Below are 25,772 nucleotides of genomic sequence, written 5' to 3'. Positions count from 1 at the left end.
ATAAATGCCAATTTAAATTTGAAACCTTTTTGGCTCATTTAGATTTTGCCTTTATACCAAGCTGCTCAGCCAAAATTATAACTTCCCGCATGATGGTTGGCTCGATTGATTCTTTCCATTTTGCAGGCAATCCGAATGCCATTTGGGACGTATGACCTTCATATCCACCTTCACGCAGAATTTCAACAGTTGGAATATAGGCCATCACATCATTTGAATATCCCATCACAAACAACTCAGGGCCGAAGATCTTTTTAAGTCTGATCGCATAATCCACAACAGGCTCACCTCCAAGAGCAACCACCGACTGATCGCCCAATTGCCAGAATTGAACAGGATAGGGATAGCTGTTCAATATGCGTTCTCCCTTTTCGTATTTCCGGATCATTTCAAGAGCCCAGTTCCTGATGTAACCGCTTTCTTTGACAAGCATTTGGTTTAACTCTTCCTTACTCGGTGGGTTTTCAAATTCAATATTTACTTCTGAATAGGCGGTCTTCAAACGTGGTTCGAGTTTTCTCATTTCCCCTTCGAGTACTGCCTCTACGGCTAATGCCAGTTCCTGTCCGTATTGCTTAGCCAATGGGACTGATTTTCGTGGCAATGCATTCTGGTTACCTCCGCAGCCCTGAAAAAATAAGGCTGTGGCGCCGGGATGTACTTTTTCTACCTGAATCTGGGCATAGCCGGCATAATCTCCCGACCATTCATAACCACTTAATACCGTATTATGACAGGCATCATGGAGTTTAAAGCCTTTTTAACCAATGCTTCGATCTGATTTTCAAACTTTATGGTATAAATCCTGATAGCCTCTTTTTGCTGCTCATTAAGCGGATAAAGTGCATGAAGCGCATCCTGCAGTACCGGACCTGAATGGGTATGGGAAGTGTTGAAAATGATCTGACTTCGTGAAAGCTTGAAGCTTTTTTCGAGACGGTTCCGGATATTATCTGAAATACTTTTTGGAATGCCTGAGAGATCAGTAGTGATGAGCACCGCTTTTTTGCCTGCAGCATCTTCAAATACGAGTGCTTTTGCCCAAAGTTCATGAAGTTTGCCTTCCGACGGACGGGTACGGGCTGCAAATCCAGCCATCCACATCGATTCTTCAGGAGTAATAATTACACTCGCTACCTCGGCTTTCCAGCCAGCCTGATTATTATCCCTTGCGGATAAGTTTTGAGTGAATAGAATGATTAGAGAAAAAAAAGTAATTAGAACGAGATTTTTTTTCATAACATGATAAAAAATGCAAAGTTTAGATTCCCTATATAGAAGATCTTAATTTTAGAACCTTACTGAAGCACCTGTTTATACTTTAGAAGATCTGTTTCCAATTCTTTATATGGAATATCCTGTACACTGTAATTCTTATCGATAGCAATACTGGCGGCAATTGCTGCGGATTGTCCCAGCACCATAAAAACAGGCTCCATACGGATGGATCCGAAGGCGATGTGAGTTGCAGACAAGCAGGCAGGTGCAAAAAGATTGTTTACTTCAGATTTTTTCGGAACAATCGATTTATAACTTATCGGATAAGGACTTGCAACATGTGCTTCAACATTGCCCTCATTTTTTACAAAACCATTCACATCCACATAACGTTTGATGTTGTGTGAATCCATACCATAAGCACCCATTCCAACCGGATCTTCTGCAACAAGCAGGCGCTCGCAATTTTTTTGAGTCATCACATAATCGCTGATCATACGTCTTGCCTCCCTGATGTATAATTGTCCCTGCCAGCCATCTTCTCTTTCATATTCATCCTTGCAAGTGCCCCAGGTAGATACCACATCACGAACTTTTTTAGGAATTCGGGGATGATAGGCCAATGACCACATTAAACCCTGCTGATATTTTCGGTGTCGTTCAGCAATTTTTTCGCGCTCTTCATAACTCGCTTCCGGATAGTCATAATTCTGGCCGATAAAATCAGTAGAAAATCCTTTTTGATTGTTGGTATCTGTTTTACGGTTAGGCATATCCGAATTTATCCATGGGACCAATGGGTCGCCATAGTCGTACATTTTTTCTACCGGACCTGCAGCTGCTTCGTAGTTTCTGAATAATAATTCATAATCCAGTTCTTTATATCCAGCAGGTTTAGCAAATGGTATTCTATTATCGGGATGATTCGTTAAGGTCATGCGAAAACAATAAGTCTGGATTTTATTGTCTCCTTTTCCATCAATTCCCGGCTTTCCGGGAGTAATAAATGGAAGTAGTCCGCTTTTATGATCACCTTTCTTAATATATGGATCAACCCCTTCAATGAAGTTATGATTATAGGTATTCATTGAAATGGTTCTGCGTAGCGTCAGACTAATTTTGTTTGCCTGAATACCGTTTAACGTTTCGCCATATTGATCATTGGATTCACGCCCAACGGTATAACTTACTCCGGCAGCAGCCATTAAATCCCCTTCGTAGGTCGCATCGATAAACATCTTGCCCTGATAGACTTGCCCGCTTTCCATTTGTATGGATGTTATTTTTCCTGAGGTCTTCTTAACTCCATTTTTACGATTCAAACGCTGATTATATACCAGATTTATGTTTGATTCTTTACTCAACATCTCCTTGAAGATTTTCAATGCGGCAGATGGTTCAAAGGTCCACATCGCATCTTCGTGTGCTGCACTGGTTGTTTGTCCGCCATCTTTATAAGTCTCCCTTTTTTGCCAGATCCAGTTTTCCGGCTTTTGATAATAGGCTTTTACCAGCTGATAGAATTCTCGTGATAAACCGCCGATTGCCTGTTTGTTTCCAATATCAGTTTGCCCGAGTCCTCCGGTTGTGAGTCCGCCGATTCTGTTTGTAGGCTCAATTAATATCACTTTTTTCCCCATTCTTGAGCTTTGAATTGCCGAGCTGATACCGGTTGATGTGGCACCATAAACTACGATATCAAAGTTTTGAATGTTTTGGCTGAAAGTGGACAGATTTACACATGAAATCAGAGTAACCAGCAGAATACCGATTCTTTTAATGGACTTCGGAGAAAAATTTATCATATACATAAAATCTATTTTATCAATATTGAAATACAACTAAACTAAAACTAAGGAAATATTTGTGTTTTCTGAATAATATGTTTCTGGCACTTTCTTTTGTCCGTAAACCGTATGAAAGGAGACGAAAATTGTGTTGCACTTCCAATAAAATTAATCTTAGTTAAGTAGGGAATTGGTTGAAATGTCAGGTCAAGAAGACCAACCCGTAAGATTAAAAGTATAAAATATTATACATTTGTATTAAAAAAGTATACTATAGTTTACATTTGTGCTTATTTTTGAGGAGTAATGAAATGCAGTGATTTATTAAGACAATTAAAAAGAGCAGGGATAGCTGTTCGACGGCAAGGTAAGGGAAGTCACGTGATCCTTGTAAGACCAGATGGAGATTTGATGACCTTTCCTGATGGAGGTTCAAAAGAAATGGCAAATGGAACTGAAATAAAAATCAAAAAATGGGCTGGTTTGAAGTAATCCCCATTCATATTGGGACATGATATAAATATAAATAACTCAATAAAATGAAAACATACATCTTTATAGTGGAGAAGACAGATACTGGGTACTCTGCATACGCGAAGGATGATTACATCAATGCGGTAACAGTTGGTTCAACCATTACAGAAGTGAAGAAAAATGCCATAGAAGCACTCAATTTATTATTCGAGCATCAGGGGAAAGATCTTGTTACTTTGGAAAGTATAATTATTCAATTGGATATCGCCCAAGTGTTCGATTACTTTGAGATTAACGCAAAGGCGTTTAGTCAAAGAATCAGAATGAATACTCAGTTGTTGAATCAATACATAAATGGTAGTAAAGAACCATCACCCAAGCAAGTTTCAAAGATTACCAGGGGGTTAAAAGAATTTGGGAAAGAGCTGATGGAGCTTGACTACGTATAATTAATTACCTACGGGTGGTGTTATTTCCCTCCGGTTGGTGTTGTCACCATACCGGTCATCTGCACTTCCTTTCGAAATATTAATCCCACAAACCAAAACCTATTTCCTTATCCTTATAAATCACTTATATTTAGTTTGCAGTTCAACCGATAATAATGAATTGATTTTTAGACAAACTGCACACCTAAGCAAGCTTAAAAAAGCGGAAAATGATATTTATAAATAGTCATAAAGCAATTGCAATTTCTCTGTTATTGTTTTCTGCAGGGAGTTTTGCTCAAGTAAAACCACATCCAAATGTTATTATAATCATAACCGATGATCAGGGTTACGGGGATCTCGGGATCACAGGAAATCCTCACGTTAAGACCCCCGTGATTGATAAGTTTGCGGCTGAAAGTATTCGTTTTAATAATTTTTATGTATCGCCGGTTTGTGCCCCAACCCGTTCTAGTCTTATGACCGGGCGCTATTCGTTGCGTACAGGCGTAAGAGATACCTATAATGGTGGAGCAATAATGGCTTCAAGTGAGGTCACAATTGCAGAATTGCTAAAGAAAGCAGATTATAAAACTGGCATCTTTGGCAAATGGCATTTAGGCGATAACTATCCAAGTAGACCCAGCGATCAGGGTTTTGACGAATCGCTGATCCATCTCTCGGGTGGAATGGGCCAGGTGGGCGATATTACAACTTATTTTAAAGGAGATAGTAGTTATTTTGATCCTATACTCTGGCACAACAATATAAAGGAAACCTACCAGGGTTATTGCTCAGATATTTTCACAGAGCAGGCTATAAATTTTATCAGTAAAAATTCGAAAGCCCCCTTTTTCTGTTACCTCTCATTTAACGCTCCTCATACCCCATTACAGGTACCTGAAAAGTACTATTCGCAATACAAAGACATTGATCCGGCTTCGGGTTTCAAAGGCGACAAGAAACCTCTATCTAAAATGACGGAGAAAGATAAAGAGGATGCCCGAAAAGTTTATGCAATGGTCACAAACATTGATGACAACATCGGAAAACTTTTAAAGAAACTGGATGAATTAAATATTGCAGAAAACACCATGATTATTTTTATGACTGATAATGGTCCTCAGCAAACGAGATATGTGGCTGGTATGCGGGGTTTGAAGGGAAATGTTTATCAGGGAGGAATAAGGGTCCCCTTTTATATTAAATATCCTTCATCTTTTGGGAAGAATAAAGAAATTGAAACTATGGCTGCTCATTTGGATATCTTACCTACGGTGGCTGAGCTTTGTAATGTTGAATTACCTGATGATCGGATAATTGATGGTAAAAGTCTGGTACCACTAATTAAAGGAAATCAGGCAGATTGGGCTAATAGGTCATTGTTTACTTACTGGACACGGCGATTTCCAGAGTTATATTCCAAAATGTCATTGCATAAAGGAAATTTTAAATTGGTTGGTAATACAGACTATAATGCCAAAATTGAGGAATTTGAGTTATTCGATCTTGACAAGGATGTATATGAACAAAAAAATATCGTTTTGGAAAACAAAGATCTTGCAGCTAGCCTCAAGCAAGAGCTTGATAGGACATACAATGACTTGATAAGCTCTAAAAACCTCATCATTCAACCTCCTATCATCGTTGGAAGCAAATTCGAAAATCCAATTATACTCAACCGTAATGATGCGGGAGGAGATCGTGGAATTTGGGAGCAGGAAGAAATTAATGGTAACTGGAAGCTTAGTATTCAGAAAGGATATTACAATATAAAATTTAAATTCCTTAAGCCGCTTAAAGCCAATGGTAGAATGTATCTGGAAGCGAATACCTTAATAAGACAAATTCAAAATAATAAAGAGGGTGCAGATATAATCGAGATGAATAACGTTTTCTTTACCGATATGGATTGCGAACTGAGGCCATACTATAGTATTGGCTCAAAAAACATATTTCCATTTTGGGTTGAAATGGAGAAAATTGATTGAAGGAGCAATCGACTAAAATAAAGCTACTGCCACTAAAGGTACTGTCATCCCGATCCGCCCTTCGCGGGAGGGAACTTCGCTGAGTGAGACAAATTTTGCTTTCCCTGTGGTTGGTGTTGTCACCGACCACTTAACTTTGCATTCCAATCGTTTTGTAAACTTCCCCGAAATTGCAAGCTTACAACAGCTTGATATATATGCTATTTAAGCGTTTCACTATACTATTTGTTTCATTAATAGACAATATTAATTGACTATGGTCGCTCTCAACTACTAAATCCTTCCACCAAGAAAGCCTGTACAAGATGTTGACTTTAAAAAAAATTTGTTTAAACGAAAAAAGATAAAGGTTGCTGACACTAACCATATGGAGCAATAAAGCTCCGTTTACAGTTCGGTCTAATGAAACGTTCTAAACAATTTAAATCATTTACGTGGGGAAATCTAATTTCTATAGTAAACCTGATTAAACTATTACAGTCACTATTTGAAATAATATCTAAATGGTCTGAATGATAAGCGAAAATTTACTACCATTAAAAAAGGGAAACGATATCAAGCCGCATCCCTCTTGATTTTATCCAAATAACGCCGAAGCAACTACTAAAGCAAATTGTAAGCACCAGAAGTATTGCCGGGATTAATGTAACCAACGTTGAAAACTACCCTCTATTTTCTATATTTATCACCCAATCGATAACACTTAACACTTGAAGAACCTTTTTTCTCCGAAAGCAGCTCTCCCTCTCTTGATCCTTATTTTGGTGGCAAGCATTACCTCCGCCCAGAAAATAAAAGAGAAGCAATTTATGTATTGGGATGAGCAAGATAAAATAAGCTGGGAAGATTTTAGAGGGACCTCATTTCATAAATCTGTACAGGGCATACCCGGAACAGCTGCAGTAAGCAGAGTTGGAATTCAGAGAGAGTATCTTCGATCCAAGGAATCGCCAGATACAATATCATTAATGCTAAGAGCGACCTTCAACCGCTTTCTATCCTCCGTAAATGCCAATTGGAAAACTGACAGGTATCTAGAACATGAGCAACTGCACTTCGACATGACCGAGCTGCTTGCGCGAAAGATGAGAAGAGCCTATATTTTGGTCAACTTAAATATACCTGCGGCAAGCAAAAAGGTTCCCAAGATAATCCGTTCACTAACCGAAGAATATAAAACTCAGCAGGTAGCATTCGATAACGATAGCTACAGTTCCGCTGAAAAGCAGAAGGAGTGGCGAATTAAGATTGATAAGGAATTACTGCTTTTGGCGGAGTACAGTCATCCCGTTGTGAAGATTCCAGCGGTGGCGAGCAAATAGGCTGTTAACGGTCAGTTATTGTGGAGGCGAAGCCTCATATAATAATTGACCTATGGCCCGCTCGTCTTTAAGATTGGTAAAGCTTTTCCTTGTGGTCGGTGTTATCACCAACCACATAATTGTGCATTAAATCTTGCTAGGGGAGTGTGGGATTAATTTCATTGATCCCTGAAGGGGGAATTGTCAAGCCAAATGCTGTCGCTGCGCTTGCCGGCATTTTTATTTTCCGATCGTTCAAGCGAGCTTGACGATCTCCAAATAAAAAATGCCGCTCCACCAAAGGTGGAACAGCATTTGTCTTGCGGAGAGGGTGGAACTCGAACCATTTTTATCATTTTTTACTGAATCATACTTTAAAATACTGCTATATAGCTTTTATATGCAGTTTATAGTATGGGCAAATAAAGCTAAATAAGGTCAAAACAAATTTATTCGTCCCCTCTATTGCACCCTAATATTATTTTTTTCACCTTAGAGCTTTCAATAATCTCATGGCAGAAGCTCGATTTATACTCAAAGAACCTAAGTCAACTGAAAAGACTTTAGTTTACCTTATTTACAATTTCAACTATAAAAGATTCAAGTATTCAACCGGAGAGAAGATACTACCGAAGTATTGGAATTTTGACGATCAAAAAGCTAAAGAATCTAAAAATTTTCCGGAACATGCAGAGTTTAATTCAAGATTGAAAAATTTTGAAACGGCAATTAATAATTCATACCGAAGGTTATTGAACAATAAAATTCCGGTTACAACTGAATTGCTTAAACATGAATTAGAGATTGAATTGGAACTCAAATTCCAAAAGTCCCGAATTACTCTCTTTGAGTTCATAGAGAAATATAAAGAGGAGGGTAAAACATTTAAAGCAAAGGGAAGTCTGCAAGTGTATAATTCCACTTTTAACCATTTGAAGAACTATGCTAAACTAAAGCAGAAGCGGGTTGATTTTGATACAATCGATTTAAACTTCTATAATGATTATGTAGCCTATTTAATCAATGAAGCAAAACTGGCAACAAATACCATAGGAAAGAATATAAAGACGCTTAAAACCATGTTAAATGATGCCACAGACAGAGGATTAAATGAGAATCTTGAATTCAAGAAAAAGAAGTTTAAAAGCTTTAAAGAAGAATCTGATAAAATTTATCTGAGTAGTGATGAAATACAGAAAATTGTGAATCTTGATTTGAGTGATCAACCATATTTAGACAGAACCAGAGATTTGTTTTTGATTGGTTGTTTTACCGGACTTCGTTTTTCTGATTATTCCCAAATCAAAAAGGAAAATATTATTGAAGGGAATAAGCTTAAAATCAGAACTCAAAAAGTAAAAGATACGGTTGTTATACCTATTGGAACGGTTGTTAATGATATTCTAATTAAATATAATTATCAACTACCTAAGCCTATTTCAAACCAGAATACGAATCAATATTTAAAGACCATTGGAAAGAAGGCGGAGATTCATTCTGAAGTAGAAACCAGAATAACAAAAGGAGGTGAAAGACTTAAAACAATTTCCAAAAAATTTGAGTTGATTAGTAGTCATACCGCCAGACGAAGTTTTGCAACAAATCTTTATCTTGCTGATGTTCCTTCAATTACGATAATGAAGATTATCGGACATAAATCTGAGAAGGTATTCTTACAGTATATTCGAATTACTCAGGAACAAAACGCAAATAAATTATTAGACCATCCATTTTTCAAATGAGTATAAAAGGAATGTTTGGCCTTAACCTTACAGATAGAGAGTTAAGGACGCGAATTCAAGATCTTGAAAATCAGATTCAGGGCAATATTAGTAAACCTGTTAAATCTGTTAAATCTACTATGCCTAAACAATTATTGATACTTCATTATTTGGGGATATTGAATACGTTTAATTTATCAGACAGGAAAAATTCTTTCCTCTTGGAATCTTTACTAAATGCCAATGCTGACAACATCAGAAAAGAACTTCCTAACTTTGTCGGCGACAAGTTACAAGAAATAAAGAATGAAAAACATTTAACTGAATTAATTGAATTGTTTAGGGAAGTGGGCTTACCTCAGATTTCCAAAACCATTGAAAATGATATAGTTAAGTTAAAAAAGAGAAAATAGGAGTACCCCCATTTACTACCCCAGACTAACGCTCGCCTGAGTTCATACCTACTTTTGAGGTATGCAAAAAGCAAAAAATAATAATCAAAATGCCTTGTTCATTCAAGGTGTCAGCGAGCAAGAATTCAAGGAATTTTTTACTCAGCTATTCGAGGAGCAATTAGGAAGAAAACTAAATTCTGGCTCTGAAATGTATTTCAATGGTTCCAAGATTGGTCAATCAGAACCAAACTCTAAATCCTTCTCTCAAGGAAGCAATTATTTAACTCGTGGGGAAGTATCAAAATATCTCCAGATTTCTCTGCCCACTCTACACAGTTACGTTAAGCAAGGATTAATCAAATCTTATCGTATTGGTGGTAAAGTCCGTTTCAAACTGGAAGAAGTTGATCAGGCATTGACAGAACGAAATTTTACTTCTGTAATGAGAAAGGGGGGTAGTCATGCAGCATAAAAATGATTACTCAATAATTGTATTCCTTCCAAATAAAGAGGTAAAAAAATGGGCTTTTGTTCATCAGATTAACAAGTTTGAAAAGTTTATTAGTCAGAAATTCCCGAATTGGGAGTACATGAATATCTATAACAGGCGAACAAGGGATTTTCTTACACGAATTAAGAAGGGAGATCCAATCCCTGCCTTTTTAGAAGCTACTTAGTCGGTAGCTTTTTTTTTAACCTTTAAAATTAACCTTTATGATATTTATTAAACGCGTAACGATTCAGATTTTTAATGAGAACTAGTAATACCTACGGAAGAACCTTTGTAACTGATTATGATAGCACTTTAGAGCCAGTGCAGGAAAAATTTACAGGCTCTTCACTATGTCGGAAGAAACAAAACAATTGCCATAAAAATGAAAAATTAACCGTAATGCAAGTCAGAAAGAGACAATTGGAGCGAGAGATTAATCTGCCAAAGGAAATTCAACTAAAATCAATGTCTCCCAGAACTAAGCAAAAGATTAAAGATAAACTGATTGCTTTTTCCAGACAATGCACTAATCTGACCTTTGTTACTTTAACTTTTGCTAATAATGTGGATGATCTAACGGCAGTTAAGATTTTAAGAAAGTTCATTGACAACACTAAAAAGAGAACGGTAAACTTTCAATATCTCTGGGTTGCTGAAAGACAAACTAAGAACCAGACGTTCAAAAATAATATTCATTTTCATCTGGTAACCAATAAAAGTTGGGATATTAATAAATACTGGGTTTATTGGCTTGAACTACAGAAAAAGAATGGAGTTAAACCAACTAACCCAGACTACAAGCCTTCATCAGCTTTCAATGTGATGAAAATTAAGCAGAATGATTTAAGGAAGCTTCAAAACTATTTAACAAAGTATATTTCAAAGAACAATGATACATTCTTATGTCAAGTCTGGAACTGTTCTAAAATGGTATCGGCACTATACACTCATTACTCAGGGGGTGAGGTCTTTTTAGATAATGCCTATAAGCTGGATGGTGAAAATATTAAAGAGTATTACACCGATTATGGCACTTTACATTTTATACCCCTAAATCAAAAAAGTATTAGGCTTTATAATCGATTGGATGCTAAGAATAAGGAATTATCTAGTTCTATTAGTTAATTAATGGGAATCCCAAAGAGCTTGTGAAAGTGTTATTGTTAAGAAAATCTTCAATCTCTGCAGTAGAATTATCTATATTAAGATTAGGTGTTAACTTATGCTCAAGGATTGGGAGCATCCGTCTTTCGTCGATTAAGATTTTTAAACCTTCATCATGATCTTTGATTATAAACTGTAGCCCAGCATAATGTAAATTTAATTCATTATCTAGTTTTAATCTTTCGTCAAACCCTGATAATCTTAATAGACTGAAGATTTTAGTAGCCATTACTTCTGCTTTCAAAGAATATTTTGTCACAATAAAATTATTATAGAGATATAGCCTAGCGATCAAAATATGGGCTTTTAATCTCAAATAGAAATCACCATCAGAAAAATTCGCAATAAGGAATACTTCGTTAAATGGAGAACCGATTATTTCTTTAAAAATCTCAGGAGTAATAAACTCACTATAAAAATTTTCTTGCTTAATGCTCTTAAAATTCTCTTCTGTGTCGTAAATGATAAGATTTATATATTTTAATGATTCATCATACTTCTTAAATTTTTCATTTTTGGTTTTAAGGGTTTTTAAAAATTGTTGACCAATAACACGTAAAGTCGGGGGTCTGGATATAATAGCTATATCCTCAAAAACGAATTCAGAGTTTTTATAAAATTTGATTTTATCAACTTTTAAAACTTTTTCATCACCATTTCTAAAATTTTTTCTATCTAATAACTCGTCATGGTAGGTTGGAATATGTTTTAATCTTGCACTAGTTTCTGAATCGTAAAATTCCACTATTTCAACTCCAAATTGCAATTGGTTCGTTGACATTATAAAATCCGGTTGTTCATGATCCTGTATTTTCAAATCAGTTTGATTACCATAGATTTTATTTAAAATTTTCAGTTCATCAGCTTTATTCATCGAAATGGAAATTACACCAATTATTTATCTGATTAGTAAGTTCTTTTTGCCATTGTTTAATATCTCTATTCACTTTGACAGAGATAATGCTACATTCTTGTTTGCCAATAGATCCATTTTTTTCGTCATAAAAAGTTCCTGATCTATTACCGTCTTCATTTCCTGGGTATATTAATGCTACTTTATTTGCATTAAAATATTTTAAATAAACAAACATCTGTCTTAAATCTTCAGGAGCAGGGTTTTTCCCATTTAAATTTTTCCATTTTGTATCTAATACAGCACAATCTGGTTTATCTTTATTAATTACAATATCTGGTTTCATCTTTGAGTGACGTCCCATAGATGGTTTCCAGAAATATTTTATACTCTGAGCTGTAATCGTATTTTCTTTAGCTTTATGTCTTCGTAGGCTCAAATGCACAAATTGCTCCCAAAGAGCATTCATATCAAACATTAATGCTAAAATATTATTCTCGCCTCTGCTTACATCGGGGTGATAGTTTAAAAGAATTATTCTAGCGATATCAAGGGAACGTTTGTAATGCTCAGTTTTTCTATCAAAGACAATATTTTCAAAGGATTTTTCAGTTATTGCAATATTTGGCATCTCAGGAAAATTCAACATTAATGAACTTAGTCTACTTTTAAGCTTTTCACTTGTATTGATTTTACACAACAATTTTATTCCCTTGTATAAAATTGAATGAATATTATGCTCATGGTCATAAGTGGTATATCTAGTGAAAAAACGTTCTTTATGAATTAAATTTAAGTTTAAGTGTTTTGAAAATTGAATATTTCCTTTAAGCGTTGTAAGGTTACCTTCTGTTTTTCTATATTTTTTGACTAGACCACTATGAATAAGATACTCCAGTTCTTTAATAAATAATTCAAAATAAAGTTCCAAAATAGAATTAGATTTTAAATTTAAATTACTGGTGGTGGGAGCGTGAATGTCGAAAACTCCTACAGTCTGGAGCATTCCAATTAAAATTTTTCTCCAAGAATTTTTGTCATTATGCTTATCTGCTTTGGGTAGAACTTCTATGACTTTTCCCCCGATTTGAATAACTCCAACGTATTCACAAAATTTAACTCCATTATGGATTAAACTATAGTAGGGAACACCTTTTTCACCATAAAACTTTTGCAATATTTTTAAATCAATATCGCTAAGTCTTTTCCCCCCCTGATCTGTTCGTAGACTTTCATGTTCAAACACGGTAATTAGATAGGGTGTACTTTTCAAAACACTTATTTTCTAAGTAATATGTTAATAGCATTAATGAAATCTACATCTTTCATCTCTACAACCTTTTGAAAATTATATATTTTTCTTTCATTTAATGAGCTACTTTCATAATCATCAAAAGGTGCAAAAAACTCTTCATTATCAAAGTCATTGTTTAATTCGAAGAAATTAGAGCCTAAAACTAGTCCGATCTTGCCAAAATCCCCAAAAAAATACTCTTGAAGGAGAGGTATAATTTTATTCTGAAATACCTTTTTTAAGTCAGTAAGGTTAGACACGGATAAAAAATAGCTATGACCAATCATATGATCTTTATCCAACAATTTTTCAATTCTTTTATTTATCGTAGTCAATAACTGAAAAAGATCTATTCCATCCAAAATGCCATCTAAGGTTTTTCCTGCAGTTCTTACTAATTCAGGTTTAGGCGCCATTTCAATAAAACTAAATCGTCTCCTAAGGGCTGTATCTAACGCTTCAATACTCCTATCAGCTGTATTCATTGTCCCAATGATGTACAAATTTGTAGGAACGCTAAACTTTGTTTTTGAATAAGGAAGTACTGTCGATAATTCATTTTCTTCCCCTTCACGCTTGTCATCCTCAATAAGTGTTATTAGCTCTCCGAATATTTGAGAGATATTTCCTCTATTTATTTCATCGATAAAAATCGCATAGTTCTGGTCAGGGTCTTTTCTAGCTTTTAAACATATTTTTTTAAATACTCCATCTTCAATTATATATGTTAAATCATTTTCCTTAGCGTCAAAATTTGGTTTAATCCCTTCAATAAAGTCTTCATATGTAAAAGATTGATGAAATGTAACAAATTCAAACCTCTTGATTTCAATAGTAGAGTCCTCACTAAAGTTTTGGATTTCTTTCTGATATTCTAATAATTCAGGTGCCTGTTGTATTACTTCTTCAGGAAGAATCTCCCAATGTGAGTTATCTGATTTGTTGAAAATTAAAGGGGAGCTCCTTTTGATAACATTTACTGTATCGCTTGATTCTATAGTGTGACTTTGAAGCTGTCCCCAAATGGTGGGAGTAACGGTGGTAGAATTTGATAGTGATGCTTTAAGCTTTAGCAATTCATGTTTAAAGATATCCGCAACTTTTGCTTTGCCAATATCTAAAAGAACCAAGGCAATTATTTCCCACCAAGACAGATCAATGACAAAAGTCTTTAAAAACTCTTCTCTAGAGACAGTAGATTTTTTTGAGGTGAATTTATCAAAGTAATATTTACTTAATTCATAGGTCTTACCGGTACCAGGAGGACCATATAATATTACGTTCAAATTTTCTGTTAAATTTTCTGAAATTTCGCTTTGAACTTTATCAACTGAGGTGCCTGAAACATTTTCAGGCGTGTTGTTTTTAAGAATTGGAATTGCACTTTTAAAATATTTTAATAGATCATCATATTTAAAATCACTTTTATCTAATAGAACTCGCTCTTTTAAATAGCTTTTATCACTATGTCTGTAAACTCCATATGCTATTTTCCCATTATAAAATTCTACAAAAAATTGAATTCCAGATGATTGTGACTCTTGTTCTTTATTATAGATGGCTAACCATAATCGATCACTCCCTTGTTGCCGAGCTCCTTGAAAATCGAAATAAGTAGATTTTACATAATTGGAAAGCTTCAATTCGTCTATTAATTGCTTAATAAAATCTTCAATAAACTTTCTTATTTTATTGTGACCATAGAACGTTATAGGGGGATAAAATATGCTAAACCATTGTTTATAAGAGCGAAATTGGTTTTCTTTTCCACTCCTGTGTTTATTAATGAAGTTATCAAGTATTTCAGAATTAAGTTTTTTTCCTGCACGTAAATAGTTGAGGACTTCTTTTCGTAAATCCACTATTACACCAGTTCTACCAGTATAATAATTTAAGCATTTATCTAATTCGTCAATTGGTACGGTATTGAGCGCACTAATTAACGACTCTGGGTTATCATAAAAACCCTTTACTTCTTTTGATACTTCGCAAACTAAATTAACACCTTTTTCTATTTCGTTGTCCTTCATGACATATTAATATATAGCTTTAAATACAGAGAAATATATTTTAATTTGTAATTAAAGATAGGAAATGAAGCGAACAGTTATCTTTTTAATAAATAAAGACAAATTAATCGTCCCCTCTGTAACACCCTAAAAACAATAGTCCCCTCTAACTTATTAGTTTAGAGGGGATTATAGGATAATTTTGCGGAGAGGGTGGGATTCGAACCCACGGTACCATTGCTAGTACACGAACTTTCCAAGCTCGCTCGTTCGGCCACTCTGACACCTCTCCGGATCTGCAGCCTTTCCTTTCAGAAGGGATGCAAAAGTATCAAAATTCTGTAAATATTGCAGGATTTTACAAATTTTAGATCAAGTTTGAATGTCACTGCCTTCATTTCGTGCTGAAATAATCCCGCATTTTCAATATGTTTGCAGAATAATTCATATTTACCAGCAAGCCATAATTAATGCTGAATCTCGAAGAGATTAAAAAGCCCATCGCCGCAGAACTTGAAACTTTCGAAGCAAAGTTCAAAGCGTCTATGCAGAGCTCCGTTCCGCTTCTTGATCGCATTACACATTACATTGTCAAGAGAAAGGGTAAGCAGATCCGACCAATGTTTGTGTTTCTTTCAGCCAGCCTTTGTGGCGGAATTACAGAAGCTACTTATCGTGGTGCAGCTTTGGTCGAGTTGTTGCATACTGCAACATTGGTACATGATGATGTGGTTGATAATTCATACGAGCGCCGCGGATTTTTTTCGGTCAATGCTTTATGGAAAAATAAGATTGCGGTTCTGGTAGGTGATTTTCTCTTATCCAAAGGGCTGTTACTTTCGATAAATAATGGTGATTTCGGTTTACTCAAGATCGTATCTGATGCGGTAAAGCAAATGAGTGAGGGTGAATTATTGCAGATTGAGAAGGCCCGCCGACTGGATATTGACGAAGCGGTGTATTATGAAGTGATCCGTCAGAAAACAGCCTCATTAATTGCATCATGCTGTTCATGTGGTGCGGCTTCTGCAGGTGCTGATGCTGAAATTGTCGAGAAAATGCGCCTGTTTGGCGAAAAGGTTGGTATTGCTTTTCAGATTAAGGATGATCTCTTTGATTTCGGAACAGATGACGTAGGGAAACCCCTGGGAATCGATATTAAAGAAAAAAAGATTACACTTCCCCTGATCTATGCTTTGAATAAAGCAAGTAGTTCTGAAAAGAGAAGAATCATTAACCTGGTAAAAAATCATAATGAGGAGTCGGATAAGGTTTCTGAAGTCATTGATTTTGTTCGTAACAGCGGTGGACTCGATTATGCCCGAAGCCGTATGGACGCCTATCAACAGGAAGCCTTTACTATTTTAAATGAACTGCCAGAACACGAATCCCGTGATTCCCTCCAGCAACTGGTCAGGTTTACTACTGAGCGTAAAAAATAACTATGTCAAACGAAATTATATTTTTCGGCAGCTTTCTGCTTTTTATTGTTTTGATGCTGGCGATCGATCTTGGTCTTTTTAACAAGAAGGATCATAAGGTTAGCATGAAAGAAGCTGCTGTAATGAGTTTTATCTGGGTGAGCTTTGCCATAGGTTTTTATTTCCTTTTGCTTACAAATGGCGAAATACTGCACGATATCAACAATTTTGCGATACTTCAGGAAGTTACTACCAAGCATCTTCATAACATCAGTCTTATCCCCGGTAATTTTGAAGGAAGTCTGCTAATTTATAAGCAAAATCTGGCGCTTGAATTCCTTACAGGATATGTGATAGAATATGCTTTATCGGTTGATAATATCTTTGTAATGGTGCTTATTTTCTCTGCTTTTGGGGTGGATGAGCGGTATTATCACCGGGTATTGTTCTGGGGTATCATAGGCGCAGTTTTGATGCGTTTCCTCTTTATTTTCCTTGGTTCGACCCTCATCAATGAGTTTGGCTGGATCCTGTATATTTTTGGGGCATTCCTTATTTACACCGGTGTAGGCATGTTCCTGAGCCGGGATGAGGAAGAGAAGATCGATACCGAGAACCATAAGGTTGTTCGTTTTGCTTCAAAATATTTCTCTGTTTATCCGGAGTATGTAGGTAATAAATTCTTTATCAAGGTCGATAAAAAAAAAATGGTTACTCCGCTTTTTATTGTTTTGCTGATAGTGGAATTTACCGATCTTATTTTTGCGGTAGATTCTATCCCGGCAATTTTTGCGGTAACCAAAGATCCTTACATCGTATTTTTCTCAAATATTTTCGCTATTCTTGGCCTAAGATCAATGTTCTTCCTGCTGGTTAATGTGATTTATAAATTCCATTATCTGAAGGTAGGATTAGCCTTCCTGCTCGTATTTATCGGCATCAAAATGCTTGCCCATCACTGGTTGTCCTTATGGGGTTTTACAACCATGCATTCGCTCTTCGTAATATTATTTATTCTTACAACCAGTATTGTGGCATCACTGGTGTTCCCTAAGAAGGTGAACAAGGAATAAGGAGCAAGGAACAAGGATTTTGAGAAATTGCGTCCAGAATTTAGATTAGGAATCGATTATGTGGTCACCTGATAGCTATCAGGATGTCGGTTATCAGTAATAGTACTAATTTCCAATGAAGAAGTTAATGTCTTTATTCTTTGCTCCTTGATCTTTACTCTTATTACAAAATCTCAAGCGAACCGGAATTTATCTTGATTCTTGATACTGGGCTCTTGATACTCCTTACAGCATTTTCAGTATCTCATCCACATAAGCCCTGTCATTCGCCAGTCGCGGTACTTTATGTTGACCCCCAAGTTTACCCCGGTTCTTCATCCAGTTATAGAAGGTACCATCCGGTGCAAGGTGCAGCAATGGCCGGCGTAATGCCATATCCTTAAAACGTTTGGCATCATAATCAGAATTTACTTCCCTTAAGGTTTGATCCAGAAGATCTGTAAACCATTCAATATCATCGGGTTTTTGCTCAAATTCGATGATCCATTCATGTCCGCCAACTTCATCACCTTCAAAATAAATCGGACATGCAGTATAATCACGGATGATTGCATGTGTCTCCAGACAGGCTTTGGCAAGCCCTTTTTCAGCATTGTCTATGATCAGTTCTTCGCCGAAAGCATTGATGAAATGCTTGGTTCGGCCGGTAACCTGAATACGATGCGGTGAGAGGGAGGTAAACTTGATCGTATCACCGATCATGTATCGCCATAATCCGGCATTGGTTGAAATGATCAATGCGTAATTCTTATTCAACTGCACCTGATCGAGCCTAAGGGTTTTTGGATTCTCAGCATGCAGATCCTCCATCGGAAGAAATTCATAATAAATACCATAATCGAGCATCAAAAGCAATTCTTCTGAATTAGGCTGATCCTGAATGCCAAAAAATCCTTCAGAGGCATTGTAGGTTTCCAGATAATACATATCATCTGAAGGAATAAGTTTTTTAAACTGCTCCCGGTAAGGATTGAAATTTACAGCTCCATGAAAGTAAAACTCAAGATTTGGCCAAACTTCAAGCAGATTATTTTTGCCGGTAATTTCAAGAATGCGCTTTGCCAGAACCAGATTCCAGGTAGGCACACCCGCAATATTGGTTACATTCACATCAATGGTAACCCTGGCTATTTTTTCTACTTTTTCCTCAAAATTATCCATCAATGCGATCGACATATCCGGCGTGCGGTAGAATTCGGCCCAGAATGGTAAATTTTTTATCAAAACTGCCGATAGATCACCATAACAGGAGTCTATATTCAATTGGTTGATCTGATGGCTTCCTCCCAATACCAGGCATTTTCCGGTAAATATTCTGGCATCCGGCCGGTTATCGCAATACATGGATAGGAGATCTTTGCCGCCTTTAAAATGGCACTCTTCAAGTGATTCTTCGCTTACAGGGATGAACTTGCTCCGGTCATTTGTCGTGCCTGATGATTTGGCGAACCATTTGATCTCAGATGGCCAGAGCACGTTCTGCTCACCACTCATCATTTTTTCGATATATGGTTTTAGTGATTCATAATTCTGAATCGGAACTCGTTCCTTAAACTGATCCTGACTATAGATGGATGAATAGCCGTATTTTTTGCCCCATTCGGTATGCTGGGCGGCAGAGATGAGCGTCTGAAACCATTCATCCTGAACATCATAGGGGTATTTTATGAAAAGCTCGATCTGATGCATCCGCTTTTTCATGATCCAGGTAAAGATGGAATTTACAATCGTCATTCTGCTTTATGGCTTATTTGGGGCTCAGACTTTCTTTTTTCGCAGCTCAAAATTCTGACCAAGATAGAATTTTTTGGCCATTTCATTATTTGCAATCTCCTGAGGGGTACCTGTGAGCATGATCTTACCCTCGGCCAGCAAATAAGCTCTGTCGGTTATGGAGAGGGTTTCCTGAACATTATGATCGGTGATCAGAATTCCGATATTTCGCAGTTTAAGTTTTGCCACGATACTTTGAATCTCTTCAACTGCGATAGGATCAACGCCGGCAAATGGTTCGTCAAGTAAGATGAATTTTGGATCGGCAGCAAGTGCTCTTGAAATTTCAGTTCTTCTTCTTTCTCCTCCCGAAAGCAGGTCTCCGCGGTTCTTCCTTACTTTGTGAAGGCTGAATTCATCAATCAGCTGTTCAAGTTTGTCCCTTTGTTCTTCTTTACTGAGTTTGGTCATCTCCAGAACGGCCTTGATATTATCCTCAACTGATAGTTTTCTAAAAACTGAAGCCTCCTGTGCAAGGTATCCAATGCCTTTTTGAGCCCTGCGGTACATAGCATCTTCGGTAATATCTTTATCGTCCAGAAATACATGGCCTTCATTTGGCCTGATGAGCCCTACAATCATATAAAAGGAGGTAGTTTTTCCCGCACCATTTGGCCCCAGCAATCCCACGATTTCTCCCTGCGAAACATGAAAGGATACATTATTAACAACAGTACGCTGTTTATATTTTTTTACCAGATTCTCAGCTCTTAAAATCATTGCCCCTGGTTTGGAAGAGCTGGCCGTATCCCCTTGATATTCAGTTGTATCGATTTTTTCTCTTTCCATGTGTTCTCTTCAATGGTATAACAAATGTCAAATGCTGCTCCCGAATTGATCAGGTTAAGGTGTTCACCCAGACTAAAACCTATGCAATTATAATAGGTATGATTATCCTGATGCACACACATTTTCAAATGATTGCTGCCAACAATTGCTGCCAAACCGTAAGTATAAACATTTCTGCTAACAAATACAGGGGCCATGTTTTGCGGACCGAATGGTTCAAACTGCTTCAGAATCCGGAAGAATTTCGGATCAATCTGTTTCAGTTCAATTTCAGAATCGATATTTATCGCCTGCACAAGCAATTCTTCAGGAATGCTGGCTGCAACCACCTCTTCAAAGCGCTGCTGAAATGCAGGGATATTCTCTGTTTTCATCGTCAGCCCCGCTGCATATTTATGGCCACCGAACTGTATCAGCAAATCACTGCATTCACATAGTGCTTCATAAAGGTCGAAGCCGGCAACTGATCTTGCCGATCCGGCTGCATAACCATTTGATTTGGTCATTACGATAGTTGGACGATAATATTTTTCGGTCAGCCGTGAAGCCACAATCCCGATTACTCCTTTATGCCAGTCTGCATTATAAACCACCGTTGTTTTACGATTAATCAAAAGCGGATCTCCATCAATCATTGCTAATGCCTGCCCGGTAATGTTGCTGTCGTGTTCTTTACGTTCCGTATTTTTTGTGTTGATGATCTGGCTTTTTTCGAGGGCAATGGCTTCGTCATCAGCAATCAACAGGCTTACTGAATGCTTAGCATCATCAATCCTTCCGGCAGCATTGATCCTTGGCCCGATCGTGAACACGACATCCGTGATGCTCAGGTTTTCTTTTCTACCCGAAATATTCATAAGGGCCAATAAGCCCTTGCATGGCTCTGTATTTAATTTGAGAAGACCATACCAGGCCAGGATTCGGTTCTCTCCGGTAATCGGGACGATGTCGGATGCAATACTCACAGCTACCAGATCCAGATAAGAGCTTACCTGTTCAAAAGGAATATCATATTTGAGCGAATATGCCTGAATCAGCTTAAACCCTATACCACAGCCTGATAGTTCTTTGTAGGGATAAGTACAATCGCTGCGTTTGGGATCAAGTACTGCTATTGCTGCAGGTAGCTGATCTCCGGGAAGGTGATGGTCGCAGATAATAAAATCTATCCCCCTTTCATTTGCATAATCGATTTTATCGACTGATTTGATGCCGCAATCCAGTGCGATAATCAGCGAAAAACCATTTTCAAAAGCATAATCTATTCCCTGGGTAGAAATACCATATCCTTCACGGTAACGATCGGGGATATAGAAATCAATTTCTGAATAAAGCTTTTTAAAGAAGCTAAACGTGAGTGCGACTGATGTGGTTCCATCTACGTCATAGTCACCATAAATAAGAATCTTTTCGCCTGATGTAATTGCCTGATTGATACGGGATACTGCGATTACCATATCCTGCATCAGGTAAGGGTCGTGAAGCTTGTCGAGTTCAGGCCTGAAAAAATTTCTGGCCTCTTCATAATCTGTGATTCCTCTCTTAACCAGAAGACTGGCAAGAACCCTGTCAATATTCAGTGATTCCTGCAATTCCACTATCGCTGCAAGGTTTTCAAGCTCCCGTTCCACCCACCTTTTTTGCATATCTTTGCCTTAGTAAACCGTAAAAATAGAATTTAACATTCTAATAAACAAAGAACATTGAAAGCTTTCGCCTTATATGAAGGATCTTATTCTGTAGATAATTCAAAGACATTTATTCCTTTTGATCCTGTAATTCATAATCCCAAAGACCGGCCTGCCTCCCTGTTTGTTTACGTGCAGCCTTTTCTGGTTGAAACCGGAAATGATTTGATTATTCTGGATACCGGACTGGGTTTTCAAAATGAGCAGGGCGAACTCATCATACATGAGAATATAAGGAAAGCGGGCTATGATCCCGCTGATGTCAGTCTGGTTCTGATGTCGCATCTGCACTTCGATCATGCCGGTGGAATGATTAATCATTCAGATGGTAAGTTGTCATTAAGTTTTCCGAATGCCGAATATGTGATCCAAAGAGGAGAGTGGGAAGCAGCCTACAGTAAACCATCACGATCTTACAAAACAGAGATTTTTGATTTTGTTCAACGCAGTGGTTCGGTTCATTTTATTGAAGGAAGCGGGCAGTTTAACAGGGAAATAGCCTTTGAATTAACTGGAGGTCATTGTGAATATCATCAGGTATTCCTGATCAGGGAAGATGAAGAAACCATATTCTTTGGCGCAGATATTCTTCCTGAGCCTGAGCAATTGTTAAGAAAATTTATTGCCAAGTATGATTTTGATGGCAGAAAATCTATGGAATTAAGACAGGAATATGGGAAACGGGCTGCTGAAGAGTACTGGAATTGTTTATTCTACCATGCTAAAAGCAAGGCTATTGCAAAAGTAGCATTTGAGAATGAAGCGTTCAGGATATTATAAAGAGAATCAAGAACCAAGAGCCAGGAACCAGGACGTAATTCTGGTGCTTTGAGACTTAGTTTTTAGATTAAAGAACCAAGAGCCAGGAACCAGGACGTAATTCTGATTCAGCTGAGACTTTGTCTTTATTTCTTTGTTCTGATCTAGTTTTTCTTCGCTGTCAGATTAATGTTCAGCTCAAACTCATCATCAATTGCTTTATCGCCAATATCACCGAAGAAGGTTTTTGAACGAAACTTGATATCATATTTAGTACGATCAACCCTGATGCCTGAGGCTACTGCCACTACCACACCTTTTCCTTGCTTAACAGTTGCTGGAAATGTCAGCGGATGTGTAATTCCTTTGATGGTTAGATTTCCGGCAATATTTACACGTTCTTTCCCGGCTGCGGTAACTTTTGTGATCTCAAATTTGGAGCTTGGGTTTTTTTCGGCTGAAAAGAAATCCGGTGATTTTAAATGAGTTGTTACCCGGGCATTATCTGAGGTGATGCTGGACATGTCCATAAGAAACACTCCTTTTTGCAAAGATTTTCCATTATAAACCAGGCTGCCTTCTGTGATTTTTACGGTTCCGGTATGGCCACCACCTACTTTTTTCGCTGACCATCCGATTGAGGAGTTCGCTGCGTCAAGTGTGTAGACATCTTCTTTAATTGGGTTAAATGACATCATAAGGATGGTGCCCGCCAAAAGGATTGTAAAAGAAAATAGTTTCTTCATTTTTTTCATTAATTAATTGATCAATTCCTATAAATATATTCTAAATATATTTTTGTTTATCTGTTTAAGGAACTGTCACTGATAAATTACCTGAGTCTGACATTAAGCCAAAGTGTTTTTGTGATTTTTGAAATAGATGCAAAAAGTTGTGCCTACATCAGGCAAACTATCAACTTCAATTTTTCCATCCATAGCTTCAATCTGTGATTTGATAATGTATAATCCCAGACCTTTCCCATCAATATTAGTATGGAATCGCTGATACAGGCCAAAGATTTTATTTCCATATTTATCAAGATTGATGCCTATGCCGTTATCACTAAAGAAAAGTTGCGTAAAATCTTTCCCTTCACGTGTTTTCAATGAGATCACCAGATCCCTGTCTTTAGATTTGTATTTAATCGCATTGGTAAACAGATTAAGCAATATGCTATGAAGGTAATGTCTCGGGAAATGGATCTTTAAATCCTTTGCCAAGTTTACTTCTATTTTTGCACCAGAGCTCCTGATTTGGTTTTCTATCGTTTTAATCACCATATTAAGCTCAGTTTGAAGATCCAGATCTTCACTTTTAGCCGATTTTCCTGATTGGCTGGCTACTATTTCTACAAGGTCATTTAAGGTATTGTCTAATTGCCTTACACATTCATGAATATTCTGGCGGATCTCGTCCTGAAGCTCCTGAGAAAGGCTGGTCTCCTGTTGCAGCTCGGTCAGACTTATAAGATTTACTACAGGCGCACGGAGATTATGAGAAGTGATGTAAGCGAACTTTTCAAGTTCATTGTTCTTCTTTCGTAGTTCCTTTGTAATTTCCTGTAATTCAATCTCTTTTCTTTTAATGAAATCGATATCCAGAAGTGAACCGATAACTATATTTCCTGTGCCACTACCTTCAGAATTGGTCATCTTACTAAAAGAAAGCAACCATTTCCAGTCGCCATGGATAGTTCTGATACGATAAATAAGATTATTATATTGATTTTTACCTTTTCTGAGTTCTGTAATAGCCTGTTTCACATTTGTCTGATCATCCGGATGAATCGATGCAATTAAAGTATCATCCTTCAAAAATACATCCGGGTCAATGCCCTGGTTCTGGAACCAGTTTCGGTCATAAATCACTGTACTTGTATTCAGATCTCTGCTCCAGATACTTAGACCTGCAGCTTCGATTGCAATCTCCAGGCGTTGTTCTGCTTTTGTGCGGTTCATGATCTCTGTTTGAAGGTCCGCAGTTCTCTTTAAAACCTGTTTTCTAAGCTGCCAGGTACCAATAAGTATCAGAACAACAAGAATTCCCGCTACTCCGATCACGTAAAGTAAATAATCGAAATACTGAACTTTTTTTGTGCTCGAAGACCTGAATAATAAACCTTCGATTGTTACATCCTTATCTGCAAGTCCGAGTTTCTTATAAATATTGAGCATATTCAGCCAGCGTCCGGGATTCATATGTCCGATTTCAACTAGTTCGGGCAGAATCAGTTCTTTCATTTCTTTGGCTTCATAAAGCAACTGCTCTCTGCTAATACCCCGACTTTTTACACCCGGTAGCTCCAGAATATATTCTGTAATTTCTTCAGGGTGGTCCATGGCATATTGCCAGCCTTTTAAACTTGCTTCGTTGAATTTTTCAACAGTCCCGGGTTGGCTATTTGCCATCTTAACCGTAGTGAAAAGTAGGTCACCATAAAAGTCGATACCATAATTTATGGGATTGATTATACTTACCTGATGCCCCATCTGGCGTAGTATCTGCGGTTCAACAGTAATGTAAGCACTTTGTGCATCAACTTTTCTCTCGATGAGATCCTGAATTTGCCAATTGTGTTCGATGATGTTTACTGAGTCGATGGGGATTCCTTCGTCTAATAGCAGGGCCTTGAGCAACCTGCCACCCTGATCTTCTGATACCATAATGGTCTTTCCAGCAAGATCTGATGGAGAATTAATCTTACTGTCAGACAAGGTCATAAAGATGTATGGAGAGTGCTGAAAAATAACAGAAACAACTACTACCGGTTTTTTATTGATAAAGGAATTTAAGATATCAGATCCGGTAACACCGAAATCGGCTTTGCCTTTCAGGACATTATCCACAGGTGGATTTAAAGCATTGCCTTGTAATATTTCAACATCGAAGCCGGCATCTTTATAAAAGCCCTTTTCTTTTGCTGCATAATAACCAGCAAATTGAAATTGATGCAGCCATTTTAGCTGAAGTTTTATAGGTTTTAACTCTTGAGAAATAGCCTGGAAAGGAAAATTCAGGCATAGCAATATCAGAGCAGCGTATTGTGTTAGGACATGAAAATTTATTTTCATTTTGATGCTCATTAATTACTCTTCCAGAAAGGAATCAATCAAGTTTAAAATTACTGATTTTCAAGCG

Annotated in this window: 22 protein-coding genes and 1 tRNA gene; 11 read left to right on the top strand and 12 right to left on the bottom strand. The window is 37.1% G+C overall.

What is annotated here, in order from left to right:
• Positions 1-34: 34 nt before the first annotated feature.
• The 3 genes from Q8M41_RS17645 to Q8M41_RS17635 all read right to left on the bottom strand — a co-directional run bounded on the left by Q8M41_RS17645 (position 35) and on the right by Q8M41_RS17635 (position 3,023).
• Positions 35-583 carry a hypothetical protein gene (locus Q8M41_RS17645; protein WP_305366625.1) on the bottom strand — a complete coding sequence of 183 codons (549 nt, stop codon included), beginning with the start codon at positions 581-583 and terminating at the stop codon, positions 35-37.
• Between the two features lie 134 nt (positions 584-717).
• Positions 718-1,239 carry a neutral/alkaline non-lysosomal ceramidase N-terminal domain-containing protein gene (locus Q8M41_RS17640; RefSeq protein WP_305366624.1) on the bottom strand — a complete coding sequence of 174 codons (522 nt, stop codon included), beginning with the start codon at positions 1,237-1,239 and terminating at the stop codon, positions 718-720.
• A gap of 59 nt (positions 1,240-1,298) precedes the next feature.
• The gene (locus tag Q8M41_RS17635; protein ID WP_305366623.1) at positions 1,299-3,023 is read right to left on the bottom strand and encodes an FAD-dependent oxidoreductase; all 1,725 of its coding nucleotides are present in this window, start codon (positions 3,021-3,023) and stop codon (positions 1,299-1,301) included.
• A gap of 288 nt (positions 3,024-3,311) precedes the next feature.
• Here Q8M41_RS17635 and Q8M41_RS17630 point away from each other — a divergent pair, with 288 nt between their 5' ends.
• From Q8M41_RS17630 to Q8M41_RS17595, 8 genes are all read left to right on the top strand, one after another.
• The gene (locus Q8M41_RS17630; RefSeq protein WP_305366622.1) at positions 3,312-3,497 is read left to right on the top strand and encodes a type II toxin-antitoxin system HicA family toxin; all 186 of its coding nucleotides are present in this window, start codon (positions 3,312-3,314) and stop codon (positions 3,495-3,497) included.
• A gap of 47 nt (positions 3,498-3,544) precedes the next feature.
• On the top strand, positions 3,545-3,928 hold the full coding sequence (locus Q8M41_RS17625) for a hypothetical protein (protein WP_305366621.1): 384 nt from the start codon (positions 3,545-3,547) through the stop codon (positions 3,926-3,928).
• A gap of 209 nt (positions 3,929-4,137) precedes the next feature.
• A complete protein-coding gene (locus Q8M41_RS17620; RefSeq protein ID WP_305366620.1) occupies positions 4,138-5,898 on the top strand; it encodes an arylsulfatase in 1,761 nt (586 codons plus the stop codon).
• Between the two features lie 710 nt (positions 5,899-6,608).
• Positions 6,609-7,220 carry a hypothetical protein gene (locus Q8M41_RS17615; RefSeq protein ID WP_305366619.1) on the top strand — a complete coding sequence of 204 codons (612 nt, stop codon included), beginning with the start codon at positions 6,609-6,611 and terminating at the stop codon, positions 7,218-7,220.
• Between the two features lie 491 nt (positions 7,221-7,711).
• Positions 7,712-8,941 carry a site-specific integrase gene (locus tag Q8M41_RS17610; RefSeq protein ID WP_305366618.1) on the top strand — a complete coding sequence of 410 codons (1,230 nt, stop codon included), beginning with the start codon at positions 7,712-7,714 and terminating at the stop codon, positions 8,939-8,941.
• Entirely contained in the window at positions 8,938-9,333 is a 396-nt protein-coding gene (locus Q8M41_RS17605; protein WP_305366617.1) for a hypothetical protein, read from the top strand. The genes Q8M41_RS17610 and Q8M41_RS17605 overlap by 4 nt, the downstream gene beginning before the upstream one ends.
• Before the next feature lie 61 nt (positions 9,334-9,394).
• The gene (locus tag Q8M41_RS17600) at positions 9,395-9,787 is read left to right on the top strand and encodes a helix-turn-helix domain-containing protein (RefSeq protein ID WP_305366616.1); all 393 of its coding nucleotides are present in this window, start codon (positions 9,395-9,397) and stop codon (positions 9,785-9,787) included.
• A 279-nt stretch (positions 9,788-10,066) separates the two neighbouring features.
• Positions 10,067-10,933, top strand: coding sequence for a hypothetical protein (locus Q8M41_RS17595; protein WP_305366615.1), 867 nt, complete (start codon positions 10,067-10,069; stop codon positions 10,931-10,933).
• Here the strand turns inward: Q8M41_RS17595 and Q8M41_RS17590 are convergent.
• The 4 genes from Q8M41_RS17590 to Q8M41_RS17575 all read right to left on the bottom strand — a co-directional run bounded on the left by Q8M41_RS17590 (position 10,926) and on the right by Q8M41_RS17575 (position 15,420).
• Positions 10,926-11,846: a hypothetical protein gene (locus tag Q8M41_RS17590; protein ID WP_305366614.1), complete on the bottom strand. Its 921-nt coding sequence runs from the start codon at positions 11,844-11,846 to the stop codon at positions 10,926-10,928. The genes Q8M41_RS17595 and Q8M41_RS17590 overlap by 8 nt on opposite strands.
• On the bottom strand, positions 11,839-13,098 hold the full coding sequence (locus tag Q8M41_RS17585; RefSeq protein WP_305366613.1) for an McrC family protein: 1,260 nt from the start codon (positions 13,096-13,098) through the stop codon (positions 11,839-11,841). Before Q8M41_RS17585 ends, Q8M41_RS17590 begins: the two co-directional genes overlap by 8 nt.
• Positions 13,099-13,103: 5 nt before the next feature.
• Positions 13,104-15,149, bottom strand: a complete 2,046-nt coding sequence (locus Q8M41_RS17580) for an McrB family protein (protein WP_305366612.1) — start codon at positions 15,147-15,149, stop codon at positions 13,104-13,106.
• Between the two features lie 184 nt (positions 15,150-15,333).
• A tRNA-Ser gene (locus Q8M41_RS17575) sits at positions 15,334-15,420 on the bottom strand.
• 178 nt (positions 15,421-15,598) lie between these two features.
• Here Q8M41_RS17575 and Q8M41_RS17570 point away from each other — a divergent pair.
• Together Q8M41_RS17570 and Q8M41_RS17565 are read left to right on the top strand one after the other, a co-directional pair.
• Positions 15,599-16,570, top strand: a complete 972-nt coding sequence (locus tag Q8M41_RS17570) for a polyprenyl synthetase family protein (RefSeq protein ID WP_305366611.1) — start codon at positions 15,599-15,601, stop codon at positions 16,568-16,570.
• Positions 16,571-16,572: 2 nt separating this feature from the next.
• Positions 16,573-17,622 carry a TerC family protein gene (locus tag Q8M41_RS17565; protein ID WP_305366610.1) on the top strand — a complete coding sequence of 350 codons (1,050 nt, stop codon included), beginning with the start codon at positions 16,573-16,575 and terminating at the stop codon, positions 17,620-17,622.
• A 225-nt stretch (positions 17,623-17,847) separates the two neighbouring features.
• On the opposite strand, the gene Q8M41_RS17560 is transcribed toward Q8M41_RS17565, so the two are convergent.
• The 3 genes from Q8M41_RS17560 to recJ are packed head-to-tail and all read right to left on the bottom strand — an operon-like array spanning position 17,848 to position 21,830.
• Entirely contained in the window at positions 17,848-19,356 is a 1,509-nt protein-coding gene (locus Q8M41_RS17560) for a GH3 auxin-responsive promoter family protein (RefSeq protein ID WP_305366609.1), read from the bottom strand.
• A 24-nt stretch (positions 19,357-19,380) separates the two neighbouring features.
• Positions 19,381-20,115 (bottom strand): LPS export ABC transporter ATP-binding protein, encoded by a 735-nt coding sequence (lptB, locus tag Q8M41_RS17555; RefSeq protein WP_305366608.1) that lies wholly within the window; start codon positions 20,113-20,115, stop codon positions 19,381-19,383.
• A complete protein-coding gene (gene recJ / locus Q8M41_RS17550; RefSeq protein WP_305366607.1) occupies positions 20,112-21,830 on the bottom strand; it encodes a single-stranded-DNA-specific exonuclease RecJ in 1,719 nt (572 codons plus the stop codon). The genes lptB and recJ overlap by 4 nt, the downstream gene beginning before the upstream one ends.
• Positions 21,831-21,887: 57 nt before the next feature.
• Here recJ and Q8M41_RS17545 point away from each other — a divergent pair, with 57 nt between their 5' ends.
• A complete protein-coding gene (locus tag Q8M41_RS17545; protein WP_305366606.1) occupies positions 21,888-22,652 on the top strand; it encodes an MBL fold metallo-hydrolase in 765 nt (254 codons plus the stop codon).
• Between the two features lie 143 nt (positions 22,653-22,795).
• Here Q8M41_RS17545 and Q8M41_RS17540 read toward each other — a convergent pair whose 3' ends face one another.
• Complete coding sequence (locus Q8M41_RS17540; protein ID WP_305366605.1) at positions 22,796-23,377, bottom strand: YceI family protein; 582 nt, start codon at positions 23,375-23,377, stop codon at positions 22,796-22,798.
• Between the two features lie 102 nt (positions 23,378-23,479).
• Positions 23,480-25,705 (bottom strand): ABC transporter substrate-binding protein, encoded by a 2,226-nt coding sequence (locus Q8M41_RS17535; protein WP_305366604.1) that lies wholly within the window; start codon positions 25,703-25,705, stop codon positions 23,480-23,482.
• Between the last annotated feature and the right edge of the window lie 67 nt (positions 25,706-25,772).

The sequence above is a fragment of the Daejeonella sp. genome, assembly GCF_030684675.1.
Classification (GTDB): domain Bacteria; phylum Bacteroidota; class Bacteroidia; order Sphingobacteriales; family Sphingobacteriaceae; genus Daejeonella.
Note: the sequence above shows the minus strand (reverse complement) of the source record. Positions and strands in the feature narration are given on the sequence as shown.